Genomic DNA, 21,728 nt, shown 5'->3' with positions numbered 1-21,728 from the left:
TTTTATCAACTCTTGTAAGACATTTATCACAACATTTTTTTGTGCTTTCAAATAGCTCTACACCATCTATTGCAACAACCTTTAACCCATCTATAGTACCACCTCTAAAAACCTTATTTTTTATAGTGGTTTTAATTATATGACTATGAATTCCTTTTAATCCATCTAAATCAAAACCACTGAAACACCGCCTGACAGCGTCAATGCGTGGAGTTCTAGTTTTTTTAGGTAACACTTTTTTAAATTTACCTTTTTCAAGCCAATGGTCTAATCTATTGAAACTTCTTATTTGAAGCATAAATCCAAATAATACTATAAAAGTAATTGTTGAAATTTTTACTTCTGATTTTACTCTTTTATCTTTTAAGGTATTGATTTTTTCACCTATATGGTATACCTTATTAATATAGGTGAGTAATTGTTTCAAATAACTTTTGCTCATTTTATCAGCATCCTTTTTGTGTGAGTTTTTAGACAAAACTATTATAAAAAGGATGCTTTTATTTTGCAACTTTTTTCTCTATAATTTCCAGTAAAAATCGGAAAATCTCATATTTCCACTGATTATTCTTAAATTCTTATAAATCAATGGGCTATCAACCTAAAAAATTTTTAAGTGCTAAACTTCTGTGAGGATGGATGTTTAGGATGTATGACTGTGAAAGAGTTTGGGAAAAATCATAATACTAAGGAATATGTTCAAAAACAAATCTTAGATAGAGCTAAAGCCATGATTGATTTTACGTGGACTCCTAAAAAGGATTTAGAGGGATGGAGAAATGATCATACGTTTCCTGCTGGAGTACCAGTAAAAGGTATACCTTATTCTATGACTGAACATCAGACTAATTTAACAAGTTTTAAAGAAGCATTAAAGAAAGAAGATTTCTATGTGTCAGGATATAAAAGGGATGATAAGTACCCAGATGAAAGTGCAACTATGCCTAAATATGGTAATGACTGTTCTGGCTTTGTTAGCTTCGCATGGGGTATGAAGAGGATGACTACTTATGAGATTGAGGACAGTCCTGATACAATACATTTTTCACTTGGAGAGAAAGAGTTAGAACCAGGAGATGCTTTTGTTAAAGATACTCATACTTTCCTTTATGTACGAACAGCTGAAAATGGTGATTTTATTTGTTATGAACAAACACCACCTAAGACTCGAATACATCCATTTAGCCCTTATTATATAAGAAAGTATGGCTATAAAGTATATAGATTACTTTCTTTAGTGGATTAGTAGCTATTTTAATATTATATACAAGCTTAATCTATAGCAATACAAAGTTTTTATTATTCAAATAACTTATCATTCAACTAGTTTAAAAAGTGCTATATCAGTTTATTTGTAATAAATCGATATAGCACTTAGTTGTATAAAATTAATATACAACTATTTTAAGCTCCACCATTAGGATAAAGTAACCATCCAGTTAAACCATCTTTTGTTTTTACCTTTATAGGTATATTTATTACTTTATCATAATCTGCATCAATATAATCCATATAATCTACATAAACTATTTTTAGGGGCTCATTTATGTCGGTTATTTTAACTATGTCACCATTCCTAAGTTTTTGAGTTATAGATTTTTTGTCATATTCATTATAATAGTTAAGACTAAAATGAACATTTTTTGATTTATAAAGTATCAAATGATAGTCATACTTCAAATACTTGCCAATAACTTTATCAGCATTAACATATTGAATACCTTTTTTTAGATTATAATAGCTTAATAGTACTTTGTTTTTATCATTTGTAAAGTTATAAAAAGTATATATATTACCTTTACCATCATAACTAATTATACGACCATCAAATCTAAGTAATTCTTTAATACCGTTTTCTGATAATTGGTATATAATAGTAGTAGAGAGACCGCTAGAACCATCTGCAACTACATAGAATTCTATAGAATCATCTCTTACATCAAAATCAGCAAAGAATAGATTTGCATATAAATTTGATTCTGTGTCTTTGAATGTGTATTTTTTACCATTTGAATTTATTGTAAAATCATATTCATGCCATGAGTTAAAAGAAGGATTTAAAGGATCTTTCTTAAATAAAATATTTATATTCTCTTTTATACCATCGTTATTTAAATCTCTTTTAGTGTTTATTTCATAGGTATTATCTTTAGCTCCTAATGAATAATAAAGATTATTATATTTTTCATTAATCAATTCTAGATTTTTCTTTTCTATTTCGTTCAGTTCGTCTACTGAATTTTTAACATTATCATTTGGAGTATACCAACTCATATTACTAAAATAGTTTAATAATTGTTTGTTTTTAAATCTATAGCCTTTACGAGCAAATAATTCGTTCTTGGCTAATAGAAGAGTAAATTTGTCGCAATAGTTAAGTTCTTCATTTGATATGAGTTTTTTATTACTATTTGGGAATATAAATCCTTTATATTTATTTGTATTTTTTGATGAGGATACTTTGTTGTTACTGTCTATATTTTCTTCTGATTTTTTATTACCTTCAATTTTAAGAATAAGGTTGATGTTATCAATATCAGTATTGCACAGCATGTTTGCTACATCATCATACTTAGGGATATACCAATCGTACTTAGAAAAATAGTTAGAGTATTTTCCCATTTTGAATTTATATCCGTGTTTTGCATAATATGCATTTCTAAGCAAGGATAACTGGAAGTCATTCAAATCCTGTACATCTTCTGCATTTAAGAGAGTAGACAGGTCAAATTTTTTATTTGCTATTGTTATTTTAATGTATAATTTTTTATCTTTTGCAGATGTGTTATTATCTTTGGAATTGTTTATAGTTGTTTCATTTGTACTGTTTTCAGTATTGTTTTTAGTAGTATTTTCATTACTTGTGTTGCTCTTAGTGGTGTTTTCATTGCTTTTATTGTCGTTTTTTTGAGTATTAGTGCTATTAGTTGAATTTAGGTTATTTGTTTGAATGTTTGAAGTTGCAGTAGAATTTTGATTGTTGTATTTTGTAGTAGAAGTATTGCAATTTTGATTAGCTGAGCATCCAACGGTTATAATACATATAATAACCAGTGATATTAGTAAACTTATCAGTTTAAAGTGTTTTGATTTTTTCATTTTTACCTCCATTAAATTAAGGGTTACAGCATAATTTGTTATATAACCATTATATAACATTTTTGCCATGCTGTTAAATGAAACTTGACTTTAGTTTTGATTTATAAGGGTAAAAAAGGAAATATTACTGTGAAGGATGTAATATTTCCTCTTACTTACTATATAAGACAAAAATATGGTGATGATTTTGAACTTTCAATGACAACAAATACGAATGTAGGATAATGTAGATAAAATGAAGATAAATGGAAATATGATAACGATTGAAAATTTAGAACCAACGAAAGGGGAAGTATTTGAATTTACATTTAGAAAAGATAAAATTAATGAAGTTTATAGAAAGATAAAAACTATAAAGTGGGTATAATTAAAAATTATTTTAAATTACTAAATTATAGCCATATATTTTTAGATAATAGCTTTGACTCAAATACTATTGAATTTCATGGTATAAAAATTTGTAAAACTTAATAAAAATAACTTATTCTCCTTGAATAATTTATATATGAAAATTATTCAAGGAGAAGTCATTCTATGTCATGAATGGAGAAAGAATTCTATAGCATTATTTGCAATGTATCTTTAGTATAGTGATAATTAAAATTCTTATGGTTTTGTGGATATCTTTCATTTCAAAAATATGATTAAGTGGTATACTATTTTAAATTAGGGACTGAATCTTTTTGCAATAGTATAAATATTTTTTTTACTTTATTATTCTTAAAATATATATCAATTATTTTGTTAGTTGAATAAATAGAATATGTGAAAAATTCAAGTATACTATCACAGTCTTTTACACTAAATACTGAAAATAGTGCTGGGTCATCTAGCTTAGGTTGTCTAAGAAGTTTAGATTTATCCGCATTAAGTTTTGAAAAGACATCATCACGGGTATCTCCGATAGTTATTCCGCAAGATAAACTAAATTTATCGGAAGTGATAAGCATACTATCAGTAAGAAGTGCTGGATCACTATAACAATCATAATATATAATACCATCATAATATTTCATTTCGATATCTTCATATATTTTGCTGGTCTTAATTGGAGGACCTAAAAGTTCTTTTAGGGTATTCGTAGCTAAGTTTTTGAATATTTTATTATTTTTATTTGTGTAGCTTATCAGAGTATCATATATTCCTACATTGGTTGTACTATAAAGAAATTTATCGTATATTTTTCTTATATTGTGGAGTATTTTTTTTATTTGGTTTTCAGTAAGATAATATTTATCTTTTAAATAATAATATTCAGCCCATGATGCTGGTGTTTTTAGATATTCCAAAGAGCTCTTTTTACTAAGTGCATTTACTAAATTGTTATTCGAATAGTAAGCATTATTTTCAATAGTTATATTGTTGTATAGTTTAGTTCGATTTTTTGAATACAATGAAATAGTTTTTACATTTAAATCATTTATATTTGTTTTTTTAGGAATACCGCCTAATATTTTATATTGAAATTTTTGGGTTTCACTTGTTAATTTAGTAGGCTGTACTCCATACAAAAAGTTTTTTTCTTTTTCAATAAGATATATTTTATTGCCAATAATATACCAATTACCTAAAATGCATTCTAGTCTTTTTTCTCCTTCTTTTAAAGTTGAATTATATTTATATTTTGGGAAGTATGCATATGTTCTATCATCAAAGAAGTAATATCTTGAACAGTCATAAAGAGAATCATTACTAAACCACAAGCCAGACAAGAGAGATTCTTTTTCACTTAGTTTTGAATACAATGCATTAAAATTACCTTCAATTTTAAGAATAAGGTTGATGTTATCAATATCAGTATTGCACAGCATGTTTGCTACATCATCATATTTGGGGATATACCAATCGTACTTAGAAAAATAGTTAGAGTATTTTCCCATTTTGAATTTATATCCGTGTTTTGCATAATATGCATTTCTAAGCAAGGATAACTGCCAATTATCAAGATTTTGTACATCTTTCGGGTTTAATAGAACTGATAGGTCAAATTCCTTATTTGCTATTGTTATTTTAATGGATGATTTTTTATCTTTTGCAGATGTGTTATTATCTTTGGAATTGTTTATAGTTGTTTCATTTGTACTGTTTTCAGTATTGTTTTCATTATTTGTGTTGCTTTTAGTGTTGTTTTCATTGTTTTTATTGTCGTTTTCTTGAGTATTAGTGTTATTAGTTGAATTTTGGTTATTTGTTTGAATGTTTGAAGCTGTAGCAGAATTTTGACTATTATCTTTTGTAGTAGAAGTATTGCAATTTTGATTAGCTGAACATCCAACGGTTATAATACATATAATAACCAGTGATATTAGTAAACTTATCAGTTTAAAGTGGTTTAATTTTTTCATTTTGACCTCCATTAAATTAAGAGTTATAGCATAATTTGCCATATAACCATTATATAACATTTTTGCCATGTTGTTAAATGAAACTTGACTTTAGTTTTGATTTATAAGGGTAAAAAAGGAAAGAAGAGATAATAAAATTTATAATAATAGCAAATATGGTACAGAACATAATGTATAAGAACATGGAGACAATAAGGAAAAAGATGGGGATTTATATTCTGAAAAATTTAATTTTCAGCAAATGTTTTTTTATTAAAAATTTAAATAAAAGAAGGAAATATAACAAAAATAGAGAATGTCATTATGTTAACATATTTTATTGGCCAATTGTGCATACAATTAATGCTACAGTAACTTCAATAATAATATATTTATAAAGTTAACAAAATTTAGTATATATTCAATAACTATGTTCCATTTTTAATATATTGCGATATAGTATTTGCGTATATAAATAATATTAGATATGGTATTTTTTGCGCTTACAATTCTTTATATTAATATTGATTTTAACAAGAATAGATACTTATTCAGGCAAAGATATAACACTACAAAGTACATCCTCTTAAAAATAAGGAGTGGATATAATTATGAAAAAATATATTTATGAAATAAGATTTTTTATTGTTATTCAACTTTTATTAGATGCGTTATCAACTGGAATTATTGCATTTATTCCATATATTCAAAAATTATTGATTGACATGATATCACAAGAGGGGCATGTAAGATATTCATTCACTTTACTTACTATTTTATTTTTTGCTTGTATCATAGGATATTCTTTATGCTCTTACATATCTTCGATATATACATATAGAGGTATTATAGGTTTTGAGGTAGCACTTAAAAGAGGCTTTTTTAGAAATGTCTTTAATTATAATTATGAAGAATTTTCATCTAGAGATATCGGTGAATATATTTCAATTCAAGGTAATGATATAACTCAAATTCAGCAAAGTTACTTACAGCCGTCTATTGATTTAATCAGATCTATTATCAACCTTATTATTTATAGTGTTATTTTATTTGTATATGTTGATTGGAGAATTGCAACTGCAATACTTTTTATGTCTTTAGTTACTATATTTATCCCTAAAATTACTGGAAAAGAATTATCAAATAAACAAAATGATTATTTGAAACAAAAAGGGGTATATGTATCTCGTATTAAAGATTTTCTTGAAGGGTTTACTTTAATCCAAAGGAGGACAAGAACTAATATTAATAATGAACATGAGAAAGTTCTTAAGGCTACTGCAGATAAAAGATTTACTTTTGGAGCGTTTAAGGTGTTATCATTAACAATATATGAAATGTCGATGTATTTTGTAAAGTTTTTAGCATTTATTATAGCTGGTAAGTTACTATTAAAGGGTGAAATTACAGTGGGTACAGCTGTGGCAACATTTGGATATGTTGGCTGTTTTCTAGACCCTCTTCAAGACATATTAAATGATATTAATGCCATTAATTCTATAAAGGGAACTAAGGAACGAGTTATGGGATATATTAGAAACAATACACCTCATGATTTGGAAGTTATGAAAGAATTTGAAGAGAATATTGTATTTGATAATGTGAGCTTTCATTATAAAAATTTTTCTTTACAAAATGTCTCTTATACTTTTAAAAAAGGGAAAAAATATGCAGTGATTGGTCATAGTGGTTCTGGAAAATCTACTATAATAAAATTACTTATGAAGTATATGAAACCTAAAACAGGAGACATATTAGTAGATGGAAAATCTTTAAATTCTATTGATACTGCAGATATTATGTGTTGCATCAATCAGAATGAGCATATATTTGCAGAAAACTTCTATAATAATGTTACTATATTTTCATCATACTCATCATCTAAACTTGATGGAATTACAAATATGTTTCAAACTAAGATAATGGACGTAATAAAAGAAAAACAAAATTGCCAACTCTTAAGTGGAGGGGAGAAACAAGTTCTTAGCATTATGCGTATGTTAACAGCTGATACACCAATTTGTGTTATGGATGAACCATTTTCAGCAACAGATGTGAATATAACACAAATATTACAAAATGCTTTACTAGCTATGGAAGATAAAACAATAATTATTGTTACTCATAAATTGTCTGAGCAACTAAATCAATTTGATGAAATTCTTCTTATGGAGGATGGGAAAATTATAAAAAGTGGTTCTTATGAGGAAATATTAAAAACTGAAGAATTTAAGAAATTACAAGCAGTTGCATAATATATAGCATGAACTACCTCCGAGACAAGCAACGGAGGTTTTATGGGCTATTTCTATAAAAATGACTTCTTCTTGGAAATAATTCATATAGGAAAATTATTCAAGAAGAGGTCATTCTATATCAAAAATGGTGAAAGAAATGTTGAGAAATTGATTTAAAAAGAAGTCTTAGGATACACAAAAATAGTTACAGGGTCTACAGAAATATATATTTTTTGTATTTTATTGTTTTTCAAATATATATAAATTTGTGTGTTTGATGAATAAATATCATATGATGTCAAATAAATTTCATTATCACAATTTTTAATCTCTGATTTCCATGGAACATGTATATTGATTGATTTAATATAAAGTTTTGATTTATCTATATTAGATTTTGATGATATATCATCAATAGTATCTCCAACAGTTATTCCACAAGATAAACTGAATTTATCGGAATCAATAAGTACACTAGCTCGTGGTTGTACACTATCATAAAAAAATATTATACCATCATAATATTTTTCTTTGACTTCACCCTCAGTGTCATATGTTGCACCGGTTTTTGTTGGATTACCTAAAAATTGTTTAAGAGCTTCTATGGATAAATCTTTAAATATCTTATCATTTTTATGTGTAAAGTCTATTAGTGTATCATATATCTCAATATTAGACCTATTATCATACAGGAATTTGGTATATTTTTCTCTAATAGTATGGAGCAATATTTTTATTTGGTTTTCAGTAAGATAATATTTATCTTTTAAATAATAATATTCAGCCCATGATGCTGGTGTTTTTAGATATTCTAAAGAGCTTTTTTTACTAAGTGCATTTACTAAATTGTTATTCGAATAGTAAGCATTATTTTCAATAGTTATATTGTTGTATAGTTTAGTTCGATTTTTTGAATACAATGAAATAGTTTTTACATTTAAATCATTTATACTTGTTTTTTTAGGAATACCGCCTAATATTTTATATTGAAATTTTTGGGTTTCACTTGTTAATTTAGTATGCTCTATTCCATACAAAAAGTTCTTTCCTTTTTCAATAAGATATATTTTATTGCCAATAATATACCAATTACCTAAAATGCATTCTAGTCTTTTTTCTCCTTCTTTTAAAGTTGAATTATATTTATATTTTGGGAAGTATGCATATGTTCTATCATCAAAGAAGTAATATCTTGAACAGTCATAAAGAGAATCATTACTAAACCACAAGCCAGACAAGAGAGATTCTTTTTCACTTAGTTTTGAATACAATGCATTAAAATTACCTTCAATTTTAAGAATAAGGTTGATGTTATCAATATCAGTATTGCACAGCATGTTTGCTACATCATCATATTTGGGGATATACCAATCGTACTTAGAAAAATAGTTAGAGTATTTTCCTATTTTGAATTTATATCCGTGTTTTGCATAATATGCATTTCTAAGCAAGGATAACTGCCAATTATCAAGATTTTGTACATCTTTCGGGTTTAATAGAACTGATAGGTCAAATTTTTTATTTGCTATTGTTATTTTAATGTATGATTTTTTATCTTTTGCAGATGTGCTATTATCTTTGGAATTGTTTATAGTTGTTTCATTTGTGTTGTTTTCAGTATTGTTTTTAGTAGTATTTTCATTATTTGTGTTGCTCTTATTGGTGTTTTCATTGTTTTTATAGTTGTTTTTTTGAGTATTAGTGCTATTAGTTGAATTTAGGTTATTATTTTGGTTATTTGTTTGAATGTTTGAAGCTGCAGTAGAATTTTGACTATTATCTTTTGTAGTAGAAGTATTGCAATTTTGATTAGCTGAGCATCCAACGGTTATAATCCATATAATAACCAGTGATATTAGTAAACTTATCAGTTTAAAGTGTTTTGATTTTTTCATTTTTACCTCCATTAAATTAAGGGTTACAGCATAATTTGCCATATAACCATTATATAACATTTTTACTACATTGTTAAATAAAATTTGGCTTTAGTTTTGATTTATAAGGGTAAAAAAGGAAATATTACTGTGAATGATGTAATATTTCCTATATAAGACAAAAATATGGTGATAATTTTGAACTTTCAATGACAACAAATACGAAAGGGGAGAATGCAGATAAAACTTATAGAAATTTTCAATTTTCACAGAGAGCTTTTTCAAATTTTAAAATTAAATCGATATTTTTTCTGTCAGTCTCTGTAAGTAAGCTATCTACATTATCATATTGAGGGGTATACCAATCATACATACCAGAAAAATAACCACTATATTCTTTAGTTTTAAATATATATCCATATTTTGCGTAATATGCATTTCTAAGTTTTGCTAAATCGTTTTTGTCTAAGCCTTTTAAAGATTCTGGTTTTAATGCACAAGAAAGACAAAAATATTTATTGCCAATCCAAACCCTTTTTTGTATTTTAAATTTTGATATTTCCCATCCTGTTACTGTGTCATTTCCCGCAAAAAAGACTCTGAAATAATAATCATTTATTTTATATTCGCAACTGTGTGTACATTTGCAATACTTTATGCCATTATTGATATCTGTTTCAGGTAAAAAACGATTATTCCCATAGGAAATATAGTTATTGCCATATAGTGTTCTCATATTTTCAAAGGTATCTCCTGTTTTTAAGCCTAATGATGTTGAAATACTGTCAGGATAAATACTATATAATTTAATGCTAAATAATTTATGATTTTTAACATCAAATTTTAAAGTAAGTTTAATTTTATCATTAGTATGTGAATATAGTTCTTTTTCTACATAAATAATATTTTGAGGATATTTGCAATTATGACAGTTACATAGAAAATTATCTTCGTTAATTTGAGAAATTTTTAATTTTGAATCTAATTTTAGTTCTTTTAACTTTTTTAATGCATCTTCCATCTTCATTCCAAGATAAAATGTATCATTTTCTCCATTATTTTTTTCATTAACTATTATATTATCAATACAATTTTGAGAGAAAGTTTTTTCTAATTCCAATAATAAATTAATATTTTTAGTATCACTATCAGTAATGAAATTTTCTACATCATCATATTTGGGGATATACCAATCGTACTTAGAAAAATAGTTAGAGTATTTTCCCATTTTGAATTTGTATCCATGTTTTGCATAATAGGCATTTCTAAGCAATGATAACTGCCAATTATCAAGATTTTGTACATCTTTTGGGTTTAACAGAACTGATAGATCAAATTCTTTATTTGCTATTGTTATTTTAATGGATGATTTTTTATCTTTTGCAGATGTGTTATTATCTTTGGAATTGTTTATAGTTGTTTCATTTGTATTGTTTTTATTACTTGTGTTGCTCTTATTGGTGTTTTCATTGTTTTTATAGTTGTTTTTTTGAGTATTAGTGTTATTAGTTGAATTTGGGTTATTATTTTGGTTATTTGTTTGAATGTTTGAAGCTGCAGCAGAATTTTGATTGTTGTATTTTGTAGTAGAAGTATTGCAATTTTCATTAGCTGAACATCCAACGGTTATAATCCATATAATAACCAGTGATATTAGTAAACTTATCAGTTTAAAGTGTTTTGATTTTTTCATTTTGACCTCCATTAAATTAAGGGTTACAGCATAATTTGTTATATAACCATTATATAACATTTTTGACATGATGTTAAATGGGAGTGTATATTTCTGTTTCCTTTTTGTTTTACAAATTAATAAGAATTAATATATGATATAAGTATATGGAGGAGTGATGGAATGGAGGAATTAAAACCTTTAAATGATTTTATAAGAGTTGTAAAAAGTATTATATAATATAATTGGGGGTGGAAAATAATGAAAAACTTAAATAAATTAAGCAAGTTTATATTTATATTGATGTTTTGTTTGACACTGTTATCAAAAATAGCTTTTGCGGAAAGTGTCATATATGCAAAAGATAAGGTTGATAGTAGCAAGGTGTGGACTGTCAAATTCAATAAGCCTTTAGATGAAAAGTACATTTATAGTAATATATGTGTATATGATAAAATGAATAAAAGCTTGAAGCCTGTTGAACTTAAGCTCGATAAAAACAATAATACGGTAAAAGTTATTCCAATTAAACCTTATATGAGTGGTGTTACTTATGAAATGATTATAAATAATGGAATTAAATCGGAGAGTGGTGAGTTTAATTCAAAAGCAACAAAATATATTTTTACTATAAAAGGAGAAAAGAATAGTAATCATATTGATAAATATTGGAGAAACACTAAACTATGGGAATTTGAACGTTATTATAATAATGCTACTGATGAGCAAGTGAAGGAAAAGGTAGATAAACTTATCAAAAGGGAAGATGAGATTATAGCTAAAATAATTAAACCACACATGACAGACTATGAAAAAGAATTAGCTATACATGATTATATAGTAAATAATGCACAATACGATAGGAGAATTTTTGCTGAAAGTGACGAAAAAATGCCATATACATCCTATACGGCTTACGGTATTATTATGGAAGGAAAAGCAGTATGTGAGGGATATGCAGAAGCTATGAAACGGCTTTGCAACAAAGCAGGAATTGAATGTAGCATTATAGTAGGATATGGTATATATAATGGCTCAAAAGAAGGACATGCATGGAATATTGTTAATATTCAAGGAAAGTATTATCATGTTGATGTTACGTGGGATGACCCTTTATATAATGACGGTAAGGACAAGCTATATCATACATATTTTAATATAACTGATGGAATGATTGAAAAAGATCATGAATGGACAAAAACTGATTATACTAGTTGTACAAGTACTGAATATTCTAATTTGAATATAAATATACCTGAATATGATAGTGATGGTGATTTATATAAATTAGTCAAAGATAAAGATGAGCTTTCAAAGACTATAAAGAAAGCAATAGATAATAATGTTAAAAAGTTAAGCTTGAAGGTTATAAATATAGATTTAAAAGACGTAGAATTAATGCTTTATAAAAATAGTAAGGTGCATTCTTATTCAATTTCTTATACACAGGAAGATATACAAGGAGTAAGATATTTTGATATATATATAAAATATTAATGAGTATGTTTGTGCAGATTTACAGGGGAATGAAGAATGGTTATAGCATATTAAAAATTGTGTTTTTTAATATGTTTTTGCCTATATTCGCCAAAAAGTGATATAATATTCTAAGTGATTTAGGTATTTGAAAGAAAATTAGTTAGTTATTTTTGAAGATACCTTATCAAATTGTGCGAGGAGGGGTAATTTTGAAGTTTTTAGTTGCAGCATTGATAGGTGCTATTATAGGATATGTAACAAATTGGTTAGCTATAAAGATGCTTTTTAGACCATATACTGAAAAGAGATTTTTAGGTATTAAAATACCATTTACACCAGGATTGATTCCAAAGGAGACTCCACGAATAGCTAAAAGTGTAGGAGAGGCTATTGGTAAACATCTATTGACAAAAGAAACCATAGTAGATTCTTTGTGCAGTGAAAATATGAATAAACAATTAAAAATGTGGGTTAAAAGAAAAGTAGATAGCATATATTCTTCTAAAATTACAATTGATGAAAAGATGAAACAATTATCTAGTGGAAAACTTGATGGTTTAAGAGAACATATTGATACTAAAATAAGTGATTTATTGATAAAAACTATTAGGAAAGATGATATTAAGAGCAAAATATCAAATTTTATTAGAAATAAAGCAAATGATGTTTTGTCACAAAACCCAAATATTATATTAGAGAATGAAAACTTTATATCACTAAAAGATAAAATATTAGCTGAAACTCAAGCATATATAAATTCAGATAATATGAATGATACTGTTTCAGAATTTATAATGTGTAAGATTGAAAATTTAAAATATAGCAATGTAACAATAAAGGAAATGCTACCAGAGTCATTAATTGAGGTCATAAAGGTTAACATCTATAACAATAAATCAAATATAGCATATGAAATTAAAAATATATTGAAGAAGGAAAGAACAGAGACAAAAATCAAGGAAGCTATATCAAATATAATAAGTTCTAATTTAAATCCTATGATTGCAATGTTTGTCAATCCAAATTCCATATATCAAAAAATAATACCATCAATCGATGAAATGCTCGACAAGGAAGAAAATCAAGATGAAATTGCAGAAATTTCTATTGATATTGTTTTAAAAGTTTTAGATAATAAGTTATCGGATATAATATCAAGTATTCCGGAGGACATTAAAAACGATAATGTTAAGAGCATTGTTAGAATGATAATGAGTAATATTGCCAACGAGCAAATTGTTTCAAGCATATATAAGAATATTGAGAATAAGATTTTAGAAAATGAATCTGTGAATGAATTGTTATATAAAATGGATATAGATTTAGTTAAAATAATTGATGATATTGTGATGAAATATATTAATGATTATGTAGATAATGCATTGTTTGAAGAAAAGGTGAAAGAATTAGTATCAAATGCAATAAATAAAATTATAAATATGCCTATTGATGAGTTATTAAGTGATGATAAAGAAAAAATAACGCTTATTGTTTCAAGTGTTATAGAAGAACTATACAATAAATTTATTGAAAATGAAGCAGCTGATGTGGTTGAATTGCTCAACATATCTAAAATTATTGAGGAAAAAATAAACGGATTTGATGTTACTTATGCAGAACAGATTATATTTGAAATTGCTAGTAAGGAATTGAGAGCTATAACTCTTTTAGGGGCATTGTTAGGTTGTATAATGGGAATATTGTCACCAGTAATAAATGCTATTATGTAAGGCATTTTCAAAAAAATAATTAGTCAGTATGCTAGCCTATTATTTTCTTTCAAATGCCTAATAGAAATATAGGAGGAAAAATAAAATGATTTTTGATTCACATGCACACTATGATGATTATGCTTTTGATAAAGATAGGGAAGAAGTTATTAATGAAATAAATAAAAACGGCGTAATTGGTATTTTAAATTGTGGTTCGTCACTAGAAGGAACGAGAATGTCTGTAAAGCTTGCAAATAAATATGACTTTATGTATGCTGCAGTAGGCATTCATCCCGAATTTGCAGATAAATTTGATGATAATGTTATTGAAGAATTAAGGGAATTGTCCAAAAATAATAGCAAGGTTAGGGCTATTGGTGAGATAGGATTGGATTATTATTATGAAGATAATCCAGAAAGACACATACAGAAAGAGGTTTTTAGAAAACAGATGCGATTGGCAGAAGAACTAAATTTACCAGTAGTTATACATGATAGAGAAGCACATGGTGATACATTAGATATTATGAAGGAGTTTCCAAATGTAAAAGGAGTTGTACATTGCTTTTCAGGAAGTGTAGAATTTGCAAAAGAATGTTTAAAATTGGGGTATTTTATTGGTGTAACTGGTGTGGTTACATTTAAGAATGCAAAGAAAGTTATAGATGTTGTTAGAGAGGTTCCATTAGATAAATTGTTGGTTGAGACAGATTGTCCTTATATGGCTCCTGTGCCTTTTAGAGGTAAAAGGAATAAATCAGATTACATTAAGTATGTCATTAAAAAGATTGCAGAAATCAAAAATGTATCATCAGAAGAAGTTGAAAAACAAACCATATCAAATGCTAATGTGTTATTAAATATTTAAAATAATCTAAATTAGTATTATATCTATTGAGTGTTTAGAGCGATATTAATTTTTATTGAAGGGAGAGTTTGATGGAGAAAAAAGCAAATAATAAATTCAAAAATTTTTTCGACATAAGATTGATCTCATTGGTGGTAGGAAGTATTTATATAGTTTGTGTTGTATTTAGCTTGAGAAAGACAATAATTATAAATATTGATAATGAAACAACAACTGTAACTACTTTTAGTCAAAAGTATGGTGATGTATTTAAAGATAAGAACATTAGGGTAGGTAACAAAGATAAAGTATCAGTTGATTTGCAAAGTGCTATTAAGGATGGCAAAAATATATACATTAAAAAAGCTGTAGAAGTTAATGTGAATGTTGATGGTAAATGCATGAAAGTATTATCATCAGCAGATGATGTTTATGATATGCTCTGTTCTGAGAATATCAAACTTGGAGATGAGGATATTGTCACTCCATCAAAACATACAAAACTTAAACAAAATATGTCTGTTAATATTAAAAGAGTTAAGACAATGATAATAAATGAAAAACAGGAAATTAAGTTTACAACCGATATTAAGAATAGTGATGAATATGAAAAAGGGACAAGCAAAGTTATTCAAAATGGTGAAAATGGAGAAAAGCTTATAAGTTACAAGGTAGTTTATGAAGATGGTAAGGAGGTTTCTAGAGAGAAACTGAGTGAAAAAATTATAAAAGAACCAGTGAATAAAATTATAATTAAGGGAACGATGAATTTTATCAAGACTTCTTCGGGAAGACGATTAGCATATATAAAGAAATTGAGAGTCAAATCAACTGCATATACCGTAGATGAAAACAATGACGGGAAGCCTGATGCACCATATTATGGGAGAACATTTACAGATACTATTGCTAGAAGAAATGTAAATGGATACAGTACAGTAGCAGTTGATCCTAGAGTAATACCGCTTGGAACAAAGTTATATGTTGAAGGTTATGGATTAGCAATTGCTGAAGATACTGGTTCAGCTATTAAGGGAAATAAAATAGATGTATATGTGAATAGTTATTATGAAACAATAAAATGGGGCATAAAAACAGTTAATGTTTATATTTTAAAGTAGTTTCTCAAAGATATGAATTTAGTTGAGTTTTTTAGAATGTTAGTTTGATGATAATTAAGGTGTCAGTGTCAGTTGCTAGTGCTGAAGTTTCGTCGCATATTAAAGTGTGTTTGATAATAATTAAAGTGTCAGTAATATAAAAACTACAACTTTAAAAACTATTATTATGAATAATATGGAAATTGAGAATTGATAAATTGTGTGATAGAATATACATGTGTGTGAAATAGCGACTAAAAATATTTCAAGAGAAGTTGTTAGCAGGGGATAGTTGGAAGTATTCAATGTCCTCTGTATTTTATTGTTTTTAGAATTAGACATTTTCAAAAAAATAACTAGTCAGTATGCTAAATTGTAAAGTATAAAAAATATAGTATAATAAATATATGATTTTTTAAATTGGAGGAAAAGTATGATTAAAGAAGTAATTGTGGTAGAAGGCAGAGATGATATTACTGCTGTAAAAAGAGCTGTTGATGCCGAAATTATCGCTGTAGGTGGTTTTGGAATAAATGCAAAAGTTATAGAAAAAATAAAGGAAGCGCAGAAGAGATGTGGAGTAATAGTATTTACGGATCCAGATTTTGCTGGAGAGAAAATAAGAAAAATTATTTCCAAAAGGGTTCCAGGTGTTAAACATGCATATATTGCACAGAGGGATGGAATAAAAGATGGAGATATAGGAGTTGAAAATGCTTCGCCAGAGGTTATTTTAAAGGCATTGCAAAATGCTAAATTTGAGGTGAAGAAAAAAAGAGACTATTTCACTATTGATGATATGATATTTTTCAAACTTACAGCTGATATTAATGCTAAAGATAGGAGAGAATTGCTAGGCAGAGAATTGGGTATAGGTTATTCAAATGCTGCACAATTTATAACTAAGCTAAATAATTATGGTATTTCAAGAGATGAATTTATAAAAGCTATAAACAAAATAAACAAGGAGAATGGATATGGGGAAATTAACAACAAGTGATATTGTTAAGAAATATAATTTTAGATTTACAAAAAGTTTAGGTCAAAATTTTTTGACTGATGAATCGGTTTTAATGGATATTGTAGAATCGGCAAATATAACTAAAGATGATTTTGTAATTGAAATAGGACCGGGAGTTGGTACGCTTACAAATGAACTTTTAAAAAGAGCAAAATTTGTTTATGCTATAGAGCTTGATAGTAAGCTTATACCTATTTTGCAACAGGAACTTGGAATTCATGATAATTTTAAAATAATCAATGAAGATGCTCTTAAGGTTGATTTTAATGAAATAATAGGTAATGAAGAGTCTGTTAAGGTTGTTGCTAATCTTCCTTATTATGTTACGACACCTATTATTTCAAAATTTTTAACTGAAGGATATAATTTTAAATCTTTGACTATAATGATTCAAAAAGAGGTTGCTGAAAGGATAAATGCAGAGCCTGGTACAAAGGAATATGGGGCACTTACACTTTTAGCTCAATATTATTGTGATACTGAAATAATAAGAAAGGTTCCAGCATCAGCTTTTATTCCAAGTCCTAAAGTAGATTCAATTGTAATTAAGCTAAATAAACTGTCTAAACCTAAGGTTAGTGTAAAAAGCGAAAAATTATTCTTTAAGGTTGTTAAGCAGTCATTTAGTATGAGAAGGAAAACATTGTGGAATGGTATGAAAAATATTGGACTTAATAAGGAAATGTTAATGGAGGCATTCCAAAAATCAGATATTGATCCAAAGAGAAGAGGAGAAACTCTTACTATTCAAGAATTTGCAAATCTTTCTAACTCGATATATGAGCTATTGAATTAGGACAGTGAACTTGTTTTTCTAAAGCAAAACATTGGGACTTCAGTTGGAGACTCTACTCCACCTGAAGCAAAAAGCTTCAAACTCCCACTTGTAGAAGTGGGAGTTTTATAGAATCGATAAAAATATATCTACAGAGATGTTGGCTTGGTATAAAAAAACAAAAGGAAAGATACGATTTTAAGAACTTTGCAAGTATAAAATGTTCCTAAATAATAAGACTCTCGCTTATAGAAGCTGGAGTCTTATAAAATAACTATATAAATTTGCAATAAGGGTTAAATTTTTTGAATATCTCTCATATACTATAAGGAATAAGTTGTATGGGAGGATTAGAGGTGGCACCTAAAAAGAATTATAGTAGATATTTCATAATATTACAGGAAGAAGAAAAAGGATATGCTCGTGATAATGGAAAGACTCCTTCAGGATATGTTAAACTTGAAAAGAAAAATGGTAAGTGTAAGGTATCGTATTACATTCAAAACTTAAGCGAAAAAATGCAACCATATCATATGGTACTTATATGTGCAAGGAAGGATACAAAGAAAGTAGTTAACTTAGGAAAAGTTATTATTGATAATTATGGACGAGTAGAACAATCAAATGAGTATGAAAATGATGATATAGCTAGTACAGGGCTATCAATGGACAAGATAGCTGGAGCTGCATTGGTAAAGATAGTAGACAAAAATATTATTTCTCTTATGAGTGGCTTTATTACTTCAGATGTACCTACGGGTTGGAAAAATTTCGAATTGGTATCTGGATATAAGGAACAAAGTGATAAGGAAGAGAATATTTTTGAAAAATATGAAGAGACTATAGAAAATAAAAAAGGCGAAATAGTTTATGAAAAACCGGGGCAGAATATAAAACAGAGTGAGTACGAGAAAATTAAAAGTAAAAATGAAGCAATGATTGAGGAACAAGTTAAATATGAAATTAATAGACAAACAGAAAGTAAATATGTAAGGAAAGATGTTGTTGAATATGAAAACAATAAGAAAAACGAAAGCGATGAAGAAAGTGAAAGCAATAAAGAAGATGGAGCTATAAGTGAATCTAAAGAATCAGAAGAATATACAGAAAACAAAGTATCAAATGAATATTTAACTGAAAATGAAGTTAGAAATGGAAATAAAAATGAAACAAAGGAAGAAATTGAGAAAGAATATGAAATTGAAAAAACTGAACAAGAAAAAATTGAAATAGAAAAAACCGAGGAAGAAAAAAATAAAGAAGAAAATATAACTATGAGATCTAAAAATGATGAGTATGTTAATGAAGAGAAAATTGACGAAGGTAATAGTAACAATATAGAAGTTAATTATGATGAGTATAAAGAAGAAATCGAAAATATTGAAAACGGTGATGATGTTGAATTAGATAGTAATTTAAATAGAAGTGGAGAACATCATTCATCACATGGAGAATATAATTCATCACAAGAAAATAATGAGCATACAGGAGATGCTTATCCTATAGGTATAATGGGAGATTTCTTTAAAACTCTTGTCAAAGGATATGAAAGTCCACACTATATGTCGGATGAAATAAAACGCTGCAAATGGTATAAAATTCCGGTGGAAGATATTGAAACTATGTATGATATGTCAGATTATGATAGGTACACTGTAATTTACTATCCAATGTTGTGCTATTATTCATATATCAGAAGATATGAACATTATTGTGTTGGATATAAATGTGATAAAGATGGAAAGCTTAAGCATTTAGTTTATGCAATACCTGGCACAAAATCTAAGTCGGATCAGCCATATGGTGGAAAAACAGGTTTTGTGACATGGATACCATGTAAGGATAACAAAGATATAGGATATTGGATAATGTTCTATGATATTAAAGATTCAACTGTAGTAATTCCAGTAAAGAAAAAATGATAAAAAAACTGCTCATGATTTAGAGCAGTTTTTTATAAATTTTGTTAATTGAAGCTTTTGTTTTAGGTTGAGTGTAGTTAGCACCTGAAGTTCGATGTTTTGTTTTAGCAAAATGAGTTCGCTATTGTATTACATGAATACTTATGATAAAATATACCGATAAGGGGTATAAACAATATTAGAGGAGTGAATTAATATGAAAAAAGCGGTAATAGATAGTAACAAATGTGATAGATCACCATTTTGTCCAGTTAAAAGAGTTTGTCCTGTTAAGGCGATTACACAAAAAAGGCGATTCCTTAAAGCTGAAACACCAGTGATAGATCAAAATGCTTGTATTGGTTGTGGTAAGTGTGTAAGAGTTTGTCCTCATCATGCAGTAAAATTAGTTTAATTGTGCCTAATGGCACTTTTTTTGTTGTATTTTTTGATTTTTAATCATATAGTTTAATATAGTATCGTGTTTATATTAGGCATTTTCAAAAAAAGTAATTAGTCAGTATGCTATACTTGTAAAGTTCTTAAAATCGTATAATTATCTAGACAAAAATACGAATTTTATAACTTGATAAGTATGGTCTGTTTTGACTTCTTATTTTTAAAAAATGTCTTAAAGCAAGTTGTGTGGGGGAGAAAAGTGAAAATATTAGTTGTAAATGGTAAAAAAATTGGTGGTATGATTATAATTATAGGACTTATGATTATGATGTTTGGATTAGAAATGTATTTTGATAATAAATTAAAAATGGCATCGCTAATACAGTCGAATTTCAATCCTTTAGAACAATATTCAGCTTTGAATGATAAATTGAAATATAAATTACCCAAGCAGTGGGAAACAAGTGAAAAAAAATTCAATAGCAATGAAATAATTTATCATAATGAGTTTAAGTCGGTTAAATCCGGCATATTTGGATTTGTACAGGTATGGAATAAAAGAGGAGATTTAAAGAAATTCCTAGATAATAGCAAAATAATATCTGAAAAGCAGAATGAAATTAGAAATTACAGTATTGATAAAATAAAGGTAAATAATCATAATGGATATATTGTTAAGTATGTTATAAAAACAAAACATGAAAAAAAAGATTATGTTGCATTTGAGTATTTTATTGATTGTGGGGATGTATATGTAAGGTTTTCATTCTTTGTTAAGGGACAAATGTACAAAGAGAATATGCAGAGGATATTTGATAGCATTGTTGAAACAATGGAATATACATCTTAACTAGAGAATAGAGAAGTTTAATTAGAGAATAGTACAGGTTGAAATTGCTACGCAATTTCTTAAATAAAGATTGCAAGTTGATCAGTTTGCTAGTGGCTAGTTAATGATGAAATCGTTACACGATTTTTTTAAACAAGACTGCCAGTTTTTCAGTGGGCAGTAAAATTGCTATGCAATTTCTTAAATTCAATATAAAAAACATTTGCTGATTGCAGGTATATAGCAATCAAATTGTAAATCTGTACTAGCAATCTAGCTCTCTAGCCGACTAGCAAACTTGATTAATCCTAGTACCTAATAAGATACTGGTTCTCAAGTCACAAACTTGTACTGGAGGCGGGAGACTAAACCGAAGTTGTTAATCGCTAATCTCTAATCGCCAAAGCAGATTGTAACTTAGTTAGAAATTTAAAGTCTGGTACCTTCTTTATCCTCCTA

16 protein-coding genes and 1 pseudogene are annotated in these 21,728 nt (G+C 27.3%); 12 read left to right on the top strand and 5 right to left on the bottom strand.

Annotation, left to right across the window (positions count from 1 at the left end):
- A pseudogene (locus tag CLTEP_RS09525) lies at positions 1 to 442 on the bottom strand (transposase); the annotation flags it as partial.
- 216 nt (positions 443 to 658) lie between these two features.
- Between CLTEP_RS09525 and CLTEP_RS09520 the strand changes: the two are divergent.
- Positions 659 to 1,246 carry a hypothetical protein gene (locus CLTEP_RS09520; protein ID WP_066826031.1) on the top strand — a complete coding sequence of 196 codons (588 nt, stop codon included), beginning with the start codon at positions 659 to 661 and terminating at the stop codon, positions 1,244 to 1,246.
- A gap of 158 nt (positions 1,247 to 1,404) precedes the next feature.
- Here CLTEP_RS09520 and CLTEP_RS09515 read toward each other — a convergent pair whose 3' ends face one another.
- Entirely contained in the window at positions 1,405 to 3,099 is a 1,695-nt protein-coding gene (locus tag CLTEP_RS09515; protein ID WP_066826028.1) for a YARHG domain-containing protein, read from the bottom strand.
- A 235-nt stretch (positions 3,100 to 3,334) separates the two neighbouring features.
- Between CLTEP_RS09515 and CLTEP_RS15460 the strand changes: the two genes are divergently transcribed.
- Complete coding sequence (locus tag CLTEP_RS15460; RefSeq protein WP_278319543.1) at positions 3,335 to 3,466, top strand: hypothetical protein; 132 nt, start codon at positions 3,335 to 3,337, stop codon at positions 3,464 to 3,466.
- Between the two features lie 289 nt (positions 3,467 to 3,755).
- Here CLTEP_RS15460 and CLTEP_RS09510 read toward each other — a convergent pair whose 3' ends face one another.
- Complete coding sequence (locus tag CLTEP_RS09510) at positions 3,756 to 5,444, bottom strand: YARHG domain-containing protein (RefSeq protein ID WP_066826025.1); 1,689 nt, start codon at positions 5,442 to 5,444, stop codon at positions 3,756 to 3,758.
- A gap of 590 nt (positions 5,445 to 6,034) precedes the next feature.
- On the opposite strand from CLTEP_RS09510, the gene CLTEP_RS09505 reads away from it, so the two are divergent.
- Positions 6,035 to 7,678 (top strand): ATP-binding cassette domain-containing protein, encoded by a 1,644-nt coding sequence (locus tag CLTEP_RS09505; protein WP_066826022.1) that lies wholly within the window; start codon positions 6,035 to 6,037, stop codon positions 7,676 to 7,678.
- Between the two features lie 155 nt (positions 7,679 to 7,833).
- On the opposite strand, the gene CLTEP_RS09500 is transcribed toward CLTEP_RS09505, so the two are convergent.
- Both CLTEP_RS09500 and CLTEP_RS09495 read right to left on the bottom strand, forming a co-directional pair.
- Positions 7,834 to 9,555, bottom strand: a complete 1,722-nt coding sequence (locus CLTEP_RS09500) for a YARHG domain-containing protein (protein ID WP_066826019.1) — start codon at positions 9,553 to 9,555, stop codon at positions 7,834 to 7,836.
- A gap of 238 nt (positions 9,556 to 9,793) precedes the next feature.
- Positions 9,794 to 11,227, bottom strand: coding sequence for a YARHG domain-containing protein (locus tag CLTEP_RS09495; RefSeq protein ID WP_066826002.1), 1,434 nt, complete (start codon positions 11,225 to 11,227; stop codon positions 9,794 to 9,796).
- 240 nt (positions 11,228 to 11,467) lie between these two features.
- Between CLTEP_RS09495 and CLTEP_RS09490 the strand changes: the two genes are divergently transcribed.
- From CLTEP_RS09490 to CLTEP_RS09450, 9 genes are all read left to right on the top strand, one after another.
- Positions 11,468 to 12,703, top strand: coding sequence for a transglutaminase domain-containing protein (locus CLTEP_RS09490; protein WP_066825999.1), 1,236 nt, complete (start codon positions 11,468 to 11,470; stop codon positions 12,701 to 12,703).
- Positions 12,704 to 12,894: 191 nt separating this feature from the next.
- On the top strand, positions 12,895 to 14,415 hold the full coding sequence (locus CLTEP_RS09485; RefSeq protein ID WP_066825996.1) for a DUF445 family protein: 1,521 nt from the start codon (positions 12,895 to 12,897) through the stop codon (positions 14,413 to 14,415).
- Between the two features lie 85 nt (positions 14,416 to 14,500).
- A complete protein-coding gene (locus CLTEP_RS09480; protein ID WP_066825994.1) occupies positions 14,501 to 15,265 on the top strand; it encodes a TatD family hydrolase in 765 nt (254 codons plus the stop codon).
- 71 nt (positions 15,266 to 15,336) lie between these two features.
- Positions 15,337 to 16,365 carry a 3D domain-containing protein gene (locus CLTEP_RS15455; RefSeq protein ID WP_066825991.1) on the top strand — a complete coding sequence of 343 codons (1,029 nt, stop codon included), beginning with the start codon at positions 15,337 to 15,339 and terminating at the stop codon, positions 16,363 to 16,365.
- Positions 16,366 to 16,777: 412 nt separating this feature from the next.
- Positions 16,778 to 17,344 (top strand): ribonuclease M5, encoded by a 567-nt coding sequence (rnmV, locus tag CLTEP_RS09470; protein ID WP_066825988.1) that lies wholly within the window; start codon positions 16,778 to 16,780, stop codon positions 17,342 to 17,344.
- The gene (gene rsmA, locus CLTEP_RS09465) at positions 17,322 to 18,161 is read left to right on the top strand and encodes a 16S rRNA (adenine(1518)-N(6)/adenine(1519)-N(6))-dimethyltransferase RsmA (protein ID WP_153016315.1); all 840 of its coding nucleotides are present in this window, start codon (positions 17,322 to 17,324) and stop codon (positions 18,159 to 18,161) included. Before rnmV ends, rsmA begins: the two co-directional genes overlap by 23 nt.
- Before the next feature lie 335 nt (positions 18,162 to 18,496).
- Positions 18,497 to 20,062 carry a hypothetical protein gene (locus CLTEP_RS09460; protein WP_153016314.1) on the top strand — a complete coding sequence of 522 codons (1,566 nt, stop codon included), beginning with the start codon at positions 18,497 to 18,499 and terminating at the stop codon, positions 20,060 to 20,062.
- A gap of 196 nt (positions 20,063 to 20,258) precedes the next feature.
- Positions 20,259 to 20,456 (top strand): 4Fe-4S dicluster domain-containing protein, encoded by a 198-nt coding sequence (locus CLTEP_RS09455; RefSeq protein WP_066825981.1) that lies wholly within the window; start codon positions 20,259 to 20,261, stop codon positions 20,454 to 20,456.
- 243 nt (positions 20,457 to 20,699) lie between these two features.
- Positions 20,700 to 21,290 (top strand): PsbP-related protein, encoded by a 591-nt coding sequence (locus tag CLTEP_RS09450; protein WP_066825978.1) that lies wholly within the window; start codon positions 20,700 to 20,702, stop codon positions 21,288 to 21,290.
- The last annotated feature ends 438 nt before the right edge of the window (positions 21,291 to 21,728 follow it).

It is taken from the genome of Clostridium tepidiprofundi DSM 19306 (genome assembly GCF_001594005.1).
Taxonomy (GTDB): domain Bacteria; phylum Bacillota; class Clostridia; order Clostridiales; family Clostridiaceae; genus Clostridium_AC; species Clostridium_AC tepidiprofundi.
This window is presented reverse-complemented; position numbering and strand designations above follow the sequence as displayed.

Bases quoted from the DNA above. Each gene is read 5' to 3' on its own strand.
- CLTEP_RS09515 (WP_066826028.1), bottom strand. From the start codon at position 3,099: ATGAAAAAATCAAAACACTTTAAACTGATAAGTTTACTAATATCACTG.
- CLTEP_RS15460 (WP_278319543.1), top strand. From the start codon at position 3,335: ATGAAGATAAATGGAAATATGATAACGATTGAAAATTTAGAACCAACG.
- CLTEP_RS09510 (WP_066826025.1), bottom strand. From the start codon at position 5,444: ATGAAAAAATTAAACCACTTTAAACTGATAAGTTTACTAATATCACTG.
- CLTEP_RS09505 (WP_066826022.1), top strand. From the start codon at position 6,035: ATGAAAAAATATATTTATGAAATAAGATTTTTTATTGTTATTCAACTT.
- CLTEP_RS09500 (WP_066826019.1), bottom strand. From the start codon at position 9,555: ATGAAAAAATCAAAACACTTTAAACTGATAAGTTTACTAATATCACTG.
- CLTEP_RS09495 (WP_066826002.1), bottom strand. From the start codon at position 11,227: ATGAAAAAATCAAAACACTTTAAACTGATAAGTTTACTAATATCACTG.
- CLTEP_RS09490 (WP_066825999.1), top strand. From the start codon at position 11,468: ATGAAAAACTTAAATAAATTAAGCAAGTTTATATTTATATTGATGTTT.
- CLTEP_RS09480 (WP_066825994.1), top strand. From the start codon at position 14,501: ATGATTTTTGATTCACATGCACACTATGATGATTATGCTTTTGATAAA.
- CLTEP_RS15455 (WP_066825991.1), top strand. From the start codon at position 15,337: ATGGAGAAAAAAGCAAATAATAAATTCAAAAATTTTTTCGACATAAGA.
- rnmV (WP_066825988.1), top strand. From the start codon at position 16,778: ATGATTAAAGAAGTAATTGTGGTAGAAGGCAGAGATGATATTACTGCT.
- rsmA (WP_153016315.1), top strand. From the start codon at position 17,322: ATGGGGAAATTAACAACAAGTGATATTGTTAAGAAATATAATTTTAGA.
- CLTEP_RS09455 (WP_066825981.1), top strand. From the start codon at position 20,259: ATGAAAAAAGCGGTAATAGATAGTAACAAATGTGATAGATCACCATTT.